This is a genomic window from Streptomyces sp. NPDC021562, assembly GCF_040640875.1.
Taxonomy (GTDB): domain Bacteria; phylum Actinomycetota; class Actinomycetes; order Streptomycetales; family Streptomycetaceae; genus Streptomyces.
The window spans coordinates 1-8163 of the sequence record NZ_JBFACN010000063.1 but is presented as its reverse complement, the minus strand read 5'-3'; the positions used below and the strand labels follow the sequence as shown (position 1 = coordinate 8163).

General features: G+C 33.1%; 6 protein-coding genes. 2 read left to right on the top strand and 4 right to left on the bottom strand.

Annotated elements, in window-relative coordinates; translation table 11 throughout:
* Window positions 1-191: 191 nt before the first annotated feature.
* Window positions 192-488, top strand: coding sequence for a hypothetical protein (locus tag AB0G52_RS40665; RefSeq protein WP_341082331.1), 297 nt, complete (start codon window positions 192-194; stop codon window positions 486-488).
* A gap of 996 nt (window positions 489-1484) precedes the next feature.
* On the opposite strand, the gene AB0G52_RS40660 is transcribed toward AB0G52_RS40665, so the two are convergent.
* From AB0G52_RS40660 to AB0G52_RS40650, 3 genes are all read right to left on the bottom strand, one after another.
* Complete coding sequence (locus tag AB0G52_RS40660; RefSeq protein WP_341082329.1) at window positions 1485-2507, bottom strand: DUF3231 family protein; 1023 nt, start codon at window positions 2505-2507, stop codon at window positions 1485-1487.
* A 203-nt stretch (window positions 2508-2710) separates the two neighbouring features.
* Entirely contained in the window at window positions 2711-3499 is a 789-nt protein-coding gene (locus AB0G52_RS40655) for a hypothetical protein (protein WP_341082328.1), read from the bottom strand.
* Between the two features lie 477 nt (window positions 3500-3976).
* Window positions 3977-4216, bottom strand: a complete 240-nt coding sequence (locus AB0G52_RS40650) for a hypothetical protein (protein ID WP_341082326.1) — start codon at window positions 4214-4216, stop codon at window positions 3977-3979.
* Between the two features lie 114 nt (window positions 4217-4330).
* Between AB0G52_RS40650 and AB0G52_RS40645 the strand changes: the two genes are divergently transcribed.
* Window positions 4331-5074, top strand: coding sequence for a hypothetical protein (locus tag AB0G52_RS40645; RefSeq protein ID WP_341082325.1), 744 nt, complete (start codon window positions 4331-4333; stop codon window positions 5072-5074).
* Window positions 5075-5861: 787 nt separating this feature from the next.
* Here AB0G52_RS40645 and mobQ read toward each other — a convergent pair.
* Window positions 5862-7775: a MobQ family relaxase gene (gene mobQ / locus AB0G52_RS40640; protein ID WP_341082332.1), complete on the bottom strand. Its 1914-nt coding sequence runs from the start codon at window positions 7773-7775 to the stop codon at window positions 5862-5864.
* Between the last annotated feature and the right edge of the window lie 388 nt (window positions 7776-8163).

Below are 8163 nucleotides of genomic sequence, written 5' to 3'. Positions count from 1 at the left end.
CAAGCGAATATGCTCTTTGTTTGCAACGCAAACCGCACACAAACGAAGTTTGTATAAGTGCGCCCTTCTTCACTTTGTTCATTGGGGTGATTATACCACATGCAGAGTGAAGATACTACTTTGTTATTCTAGTGTTATAGCTATAATTTGATTATAATGGAGGAAACAAGGTTATAAGGGGAGTGAGGGCTATGGCTCGAAAGACAGAAGAAGAGAGATTGCTAGATATGGATGAAAAGATTAAGAAGATGCAAGCTGAGAAGCAAAGGCTTGCGAATCAATTAAAGGAAAAAGAGCGTAAATCTAGAACAAAAAGACTCATTCAAATTGGGGCATTAATGGAGAAGCATTTAAAGATAGAAGGGGAGGAAGAAGCAATCAAGCTAATCGCTTCTTTCCAAAAGGCCATCTTGGAAAGAAAAGAACAAATTCAAGCAATGGATATACATTTAGCTAGAGAGATATTAGGAATTGAAAATAAAAAGTAACTCTCTTAAACTAGTGTTGACCACAGGGTCAAATAATGACCAATAGGTCAACGTTGATGTTTCTTTGAATAAAATAAAATGACCTCCTTCGATTTATTCGTAGGAGGTCATTTCATACTTTAGTATGGGAGCCAACCCTATAAAGAGTTGGTCAGGCTATAGATCTGAAGTATCTGTAGCCTTTTTTTATTATAATATGTAACCACATTCAAAAGATAGAATTTTTGCTTTTTGAAATTAGAAAACAGAATGATCCAATTCAAAAGAACAACCATTATTCTAAAGAACTATTGGCGACTAGTCTCTTTAAATCTTTCCTTCATAGCTTAATCTTTTTAGGAAAAACTAAAGTTACAGAAAGGAGAAATTTGATATGCGTGTTTTATTAACCATTGGTATCATGATTTTTTGCACCATCTCTAATGCTTATTTCACTCACTACATTCAAGAAAAAGCAAGAAAGCGCGGACTATACAGCGGTATTGTTTTGACTATCCTAGGTTTAGGTTACTCTACTTTTCAAACATTATTTATTATAAAAATGCAAAAAAAAGAATTTGAAAAAAAGAATTAGATATGAACCGCACTTGTTATTAGGATTTGAATACAAAAAGATTGTTAAAAAGCAGGCAATAGATAAAATCCCCCTGTATAAAGTTAATCCAAACTAATAAAATTTAATTAACCTACTGTAGAGTATGAACTTCGGCTAAATAGTCGGAGTTTTTTTGAGCTGATGATTAAAGGAAATACAAATACAAAAAAAGTGGTCATTTTTAGAGATAAAATTCCTCTCTAATGCTCACTAGACCTTCATAATCACTTTTTAAAGCGTTGCTTTTTAAATAAGAGTAGTTAAATAAGTAATTTAAATAAAATCGCTAAAATAAGGCTTAAAACAACTCTTGTTAAGTGTCCCAAAATTAATATACCCCTAAATCATTTACTTCTTCGATTGAATAAATGACCTCCCTTCGGTTTAAGTTGGCTTTACATTTAATGACCATCATGTTTATTTTTCACTAACTTCGTTTTATCCTTAGTTCCTGGTGGTTGTTCAAGCCAATTATTCTTTATCATAATGTCGGCTCCCGACTTTGCAAATGTAGCAATTTCAAGGGATAGGCGTTCATAACTAGTTGCTAGATCGTTGCGTTGACTAGCTGCGGCTGCAGTAGCATAGTTACCAGTTCCACTTGCACTTAGTAATGCCATATGGAACATGATTAATTTGTCTGAAAACGTTTGGGTCGTGGAATCAGAAATACCATGATCGGGTGACATGGGTGCTTCAATATCACAACCAAGCAAAGAATCCATAAAAATTTTCATATGTTTTTTGGATATCTCTTTACCAGTTAACAAAAAGTCCTGAACTTCTTTTAATGGCGAAGTCTGTGCAAAAGCAAGGCTAATTTTCATCCCTATATGATTGGTTTGAATATTTAAATATAAGTGAGAAATTTCAATTGCATTTAAAGGACGCTTGTCGCTTAATAGATTAAATCCACCTAAATACTTTTTACTGTCTATGTAATCCGTCTCAGTTGGAACAGGTATATAGGGTGCTCTTAAAAATATCCCTTTATTTAGCATTACTTGTGTGCTTTTATCATATAATTTAGTCGTTTCAGAGATTCCCTCTATAAAATAATCCCTTATATCTTTTCTAATACTCATGCCAAGAGAACCACCATAGGCTAATAATCCAGCTCTTGCCATATGATTGACATAGCTTATACAAAATAAATCTGTAAATAAACTCGGTGCATTCATATTAACATCTGCTTCAGAAAACCCATTCGGTATAATATAGTTTTCATGTTTAAATATAGTGATGAGTTTTTCTATATGACTAGCTGACAGATCATATGAAAACTGAATAATTGGTTTAATCTCTTTGTCCTCTATATGTTTTAGCATATAACCTAAAATACATTTACTCATGCTGTCATTCATATAGGCAGTCCAAAGAATTGCTATTTCAGAAGCTGTTAAATCTACATGGTTTCCTTTCATGTGAAACCCTCCTAAGTGGCTTAATAAAAAGCTCTGTTTAGGGTTTAGGAAAAAACAAAAAATGCTACTAATCCCCTTTTTTTAGGGTGTCTTATTCAAAGAAACTTATACAAAACGTAAAGTTAGCAGGCATAGTTCAATGAAGTTGGGATTATAAACTCAAAGTGTATATAATCGCTTTGAAATACGTTTTAAATGGCATTTTAATTTTCTAACCAATTGTAGAAAGGTACCTTTTTAACAGGTTCTTTTCCTAACATGCCTTTGACCTTCTCATATGATTCGTTATGTGCTTGCTGTTTAGCCTTAATTTGACGATTATTTTCAGCATAAAGAGCTTGCCATTCTAATTTTGTAACCAATGTATCTACGTAACTGGACATGTATGTGATTTTAGTGCCTTTTTTTATGGAATCAGTAACTCTATTAGTTACATATTGAATTATTTTATTAGCTTGCTTATATATATTATTTTCTTGTTTTTCAGGTACTAGATAGGTAGAAAAAGTTTCCCCTTCTTTTTCCCTACTGCCAGAAGGCTTTTCGCTGTTTTCTGTTTCGCAATCTGTTTGGAAATTAGTCCTATCAAGTCCTAATAAATTCACCCAATATTGGAAGTAAGGATGATTAACAAATAGATAGACTGGGTTCCCCCGACCGTTACACTTTCTGGCACGTCGATATACTTTTATAACTTGTCCCAGTTCTACTAGCTCTTTCAGGCGATATTGGATAGTTCGGTCACTGATCCCGTTCCTTTTTGCCAGGTATTCGTCACTCGCATAAAAGAATCCTAACTCCGTACTGAAGAAACAGACCATATCAAAAGCCTGTCTTGTTCCTTCTTTTAGTCGGTACCATTTATCCCCTATGGACTCTTGAATAGATTCTAATAAACTGTACTTAACTTTTTTCTTTTCTGTTTTTGTTTCTACATATGGTGTGTAAGATATCATTTGATTAAATTGGTGTGATTCCACAAATACTGTCATGTTCAATTTCTCCTTTTTCGGAACAAAAAAAGACACTATTATCCCATAAACCAATGGGAAACAGTGTCTTTTATCAAAAGTTATCGAAAAAAGGAAACTTTTTTTCCTTGAATAAACGTGTTTTATACACTAAAATGATTGGTATATAATACTTAACGTTATATGTTCAAAGGACTTCGACAAGTGTTTCCCTACCGAGAATAGGGAGACGGTTAAAGGGTGCGACCAACACCACTTTAACAGTTGGAGTTCTTTTTCATTATCCGGACTATTTAGTTATCTGTAATTTTATACCTATCAATCTATTCTAGCAATACTAATTTACTAGATTATATTTGAAATTAATAAAATAAAAAGCATAGGATCGTCTCCTATGCTTTTTTTCTTTTTATCCTAATACGAAATAAAAAGTTCATATTTTAAATGAAATGTAATTTTTTTCTATAAAAGGAGGTATTTTCTTTTTTAAAACCGAAATTAAATAGGACCGGTTACATAATACATAAATAGCAGTATAGAAGACAAAATCCCTATACTATTTAATATTTTCCCCATAAAAATATAATTGTTTTTTCTCTCTTTAATTTTTTTTGCCTGTTTATATCCTATAACTCCAAATATTATTGCAACTAAACAAAACCATAAAGAAAACACAGTCAAATAAGCAGCGATTAGAGTAACAAAACCTATTAAAATAGCTTTTACTTCCTCCTGCACAATATATACCCCCTAGAATATTCTTATTTTTTTCCATTTTTTTATTATCTATGTTATTAATCTGGAAATTATTCGGATTGATATAAAAAATTAAGGGGAAGGAAGATTGTTTCTATGAGTATGAAAAGAATTGTTTTTGTGTTAGGTTCACTTGTATTTTTATTAATTAGTAATTTTGGTTTAGATTTAAAATCAGCTAATGCAGAAAGTATCTCTACTGAAGATGGACTGAAGTATATTGAATCACCAGCTAATTATATTGAGTATTTAGAAAAGGAAAGCAAAATAGATGACTACGCAGCAGAAGGATTAGAAGCATTTAAAAATTTAAGTGAAGAAGAACAAAACACTTTTCTTTTAGCATTACAACCAGATAATTATATGAAATTAATCGGTACAGCAAATGCTAATCCTGGCGTATCAAACATTAACATAGAAGGAAATAAAGTACCTGTAGAACTACAAACAAATACTAACCCTTCAATAGGAGTATTAGCGACTGGGAAAAAAACTGTAACTGCTACCTATAAACTGTATGTTTTAGGTATTAAAACAACTACATTATATAGTACAGTTGTTTTTAACTATTCAGGTTCAACAGCTACAAAAGTTTTAGATAATTACGGAAGCCACAGTAACATAAATCCTTCTATGATATGGCAAAAAGGAATTGGAAAAGGTTATTTAAGTGGTGGAGATGCCTATGGAAGAGCTTCATGGACAGTATACTCAACTGGTAGTTTAGGTTTCATTAATGACTCTGTTGATTTTTATGCTCGTGGAGATGGAAAAAACAGATACTATAAAGTGGATTCTACACGGTCAGACTGGAAAACTGGTGGATGGATTTCTTTCTAAAAGTTGATTCCAATAAAAAAGCCTAAGATCTTAGGCTTTTTTATTTTTTCTTGAGAAATTTTATAAGTAAATATATTCCTCCTATGATAACTATAAGCCAAAAAACGAAAGGAATAATACCTAAAATATCCATAAAAACCATCCTTCAATTTTTTAAATTTTCTTTTTGCTAATCAAGTTTCTGTTGTTAAAAAAAAAACGTCTAATGAATCCAACAATTAATCCAAATCCTAATATTATTAGAACTATATAGCCATTAGACAATTTTCCTTGAAGTAGTAGAAGAAACAGCAATACCGAGATTACTACAACCACGAATAGTAAAACAACATCAATTCGCTTCATGAAATCATCTCCTTTTCTTAGTTGATACTTTACTCCCGTTGTGTTGGAAATCATAACTAATAATAACATTTTTTTCTTATTCTTATTTTGTAAGTGTTTAATAGAATTAGATAGTATTTTGCTAGTTAGTTAACATAATGCGTCTTATCCCAAGCAACCAACAAAACAAAAGACGGAATTCGGCCATATTTGGGCAAATTCCGTCTTTTTAGGTTTGGGAAATACATATAAACTTGGAACAATAATGATATCGGCGATCTTTCATTTTCTTTTAATTGCTGCGGATTGCTAGTTAGTTTCATGTTTGACAACAAAAATCAAAACAGAGACAACTCCCTCAGTTGTCTCTGTTAAGGATTACATAATAAGGAGGTATTACATGATCAATAATATGTTTGAAATGAAAGAAGTATGAATTGCTCACTCTCTTTATCAGTGTTAATCACCGTTCCAACTCATTTCTTTGCCCTTTTAAGCGTTGTTTTTGCTTCTCATTAGGATTTACCCCTCGAGTTTGGTTTCGGGCCTGTTCTAGGCCTCGGATGATGGCTGACAAGAATTCTGTGCTTGCTCCATAACCACCTTGATGCTTCCCTAACTGTAAATCTTCGATTTCTTTTATTGTTTTATCTTTCAAGTCCATATTACTTAGAATCTTATCTCGATTATGAATAAAGTGGTCTTTATCTCGAAATCCTTCTTTTTTTAAAGATTCTTGGCACTTACTCTGTATGTTTAAAAGGTCGTCATAGGCTTTCTTATTTGTTTCAGAATGAAGTACCTTTCCTTTTAACAAGGGATTACTATCAATTTTTTGCAAACGTTGTTCAATCTCTAATAATTGATCAAAATACTTTTCTACCCTTTGGATTCGCTGAATACCTACTTGGAACTTTTGTAAAAAGTTTTTATGTTCTTCAATATGTCTGTTCCGAGCACGAATAGTGGATTTAATACTATCTATACCGACAATCTTTTCAGCTTTTTTATTAAGGTTATTTAGCTTTTGCGCAGTCTCATACGATAAGAATTTTTCGGCATTTTGAAGTTCAGGATAGTGAGAAATGACTTTACGTATGACTTGCTGCTTTATTATTTCTTCGGTTTGCTTTAGAACTATTTTCTGTTCAATGGATGTCAGATTGTTTTCTTGAAGCTTTTGAGTAGCTACTTTCAGTTGTTTATTCAAATTCTTTTTAGCAAATGGAATCTCTTCCACTTTAGCCAAATTAGCTTCTTTTAAGCATTGAGCCAAATGCTGTTCTTGCTCTGGAATTTCACCTTGTACTTCTGTAATCTTATTGCGTAAAATTTCTTTTTCTTTTCGTTTAAACAATCCTGTCTTATCCAGTTTTCCCTTTAATTCTTCTAAGGTTTTTTCATAATGAGAAAGTTGCTTTTCGGCTTGTTCAGCTACGGAAACGACATGATTTTGTGTCTTTATAGATTCTATTTCTTGTTTTTGTTTTTTGGTCTGTATTTCTAATGATTTTCTATAGCTAGCAATGCTTGTCATAGTTGGTGTATCACCAATAATCTGTTTAGCTAGGATAACTATTTTTTGTTCTTCAGGAGTTAATTCTACTTTCTTCTTTTGCTCCTGCAGTTTTAACGCTGCTTCTCTTTGTTGCTTCTCTTGACGATACTTTTGAAGGTCATAAACAATCGCATTATGCTTTTGAACTTCACGATTAATAGCCCCTCGTTCGGTTTGTATGCCCTTTTTCTCCATATCAGAAGCAACATGCCCCATATGGACAGTAGGTAAGATTTCAAGTCCACGATCTGCATGGGATTTATGTGTGATTCGTTCGTTGATTTGTGCTTGTTCTAATGCTTTGTTTGCATACTCGGACCACTGCTCTCTCCATTGCTCCAGCAGGTCTTTTTTATTCCAATCACGATTCTTCGTAGTAAATCCATCTTCTGAAATTTCTCGTGTTGTCAGCATGACGTGAGCATGAGGATTGTTGGCATCATCCCGATGGATAGCGATATCAGCAACCATGCCTTTATCTACAAATTGATCCTGGATGTACCCTTTGATTAATTCTGTTTGTTGTTGTTGAGAAAGTTCTCTAGGTAGTGCTACATTGATTTCTCTGGCTAATTGAGAGTTCTTCCTTTTCTCGGAATGTTCCACTTCATTCCAAAGAATCTCACGATTCTGAATCCAAACTGGCGATTTTTCAGGGGCAAGAATATGGGTTTCTGGTTGCACTTCTCTTTTGTAAAACTTACTTTCATTTGTTTGCTCATCGACTAAACGCTGACCAGAACGATAGGCAGCAGCCGCAACTGCGGATTGCCCTTTTCCTCTGGAAATCATTTGAGCAGAGAAATGATAGATCGCCATATCCTTGTACCTCCTTTTTAAATTTAAATTGAATAACAAACTCCATAATGGAACAAAATATTAAAGCCAACTGTTGAAATTCATGTATCACACCAAAAAGGGAGTAGAAGGCTATCTACTCCTTTTTTATTTTTTAAAAATGAATTCGGAGAAATTATAAAGACAAGTTGAACAATTGCTGACATTGCCAACGAGTATTTATAAAAATCTTCCGAATCCTTTTTTGTATCCGCATTATGGCGGATACTCATTCGCCCACTAGCGAATGGAGGGTTTTGATTTTGTATTCGCACCAAGCGAATATGCTCTTTGTTTGCAACGCAAACCGCACACAAACGAAGTTTGTATAAGTGCGCCCTTCTTCACTTTGTTCATTGGGGTGATTATA

Excerpts from the sequence above, each read along its gene's own strand:
- AB0G52_RS40665 (WP_341082331.1), top strand. The coding sequence starts at position 192 with ATGGCTCGAAAGACAGAAGAAGAGAGATTGCTAGATATGGATGAAAAG.
- AB0G52_RS40660 (WP_341082329.1), bottom strand. The coding sequence starts at position 2,507 with ATGAAAGGAAACCATGTAGATTTAACAGCTTCTGAAATAGCAATTCTT.
- AB0G52_RS40655 (WP_341082328.1), bottom strand. The coding sequence starts at position 3,499 with ATGACAGTATTTGTGGAATCACACCAATTTAATCAAATGATATCTTAC.
- AB0G52_RS40645 (WP_341082325.1), top strand. The coding sequence starts at position 4,331 with ATGAGTATGAAAAGAATTGTTTTTGTGTTAGGTTCACTTGTATTTTTA.
- mobQ (WP_341082332.1), bottom strand. The coding sequence starts at position 7,775 with ATGGCGATCTATCATTTCTCTGCTCAAATGATTTCCAGAGGAAAAGGG.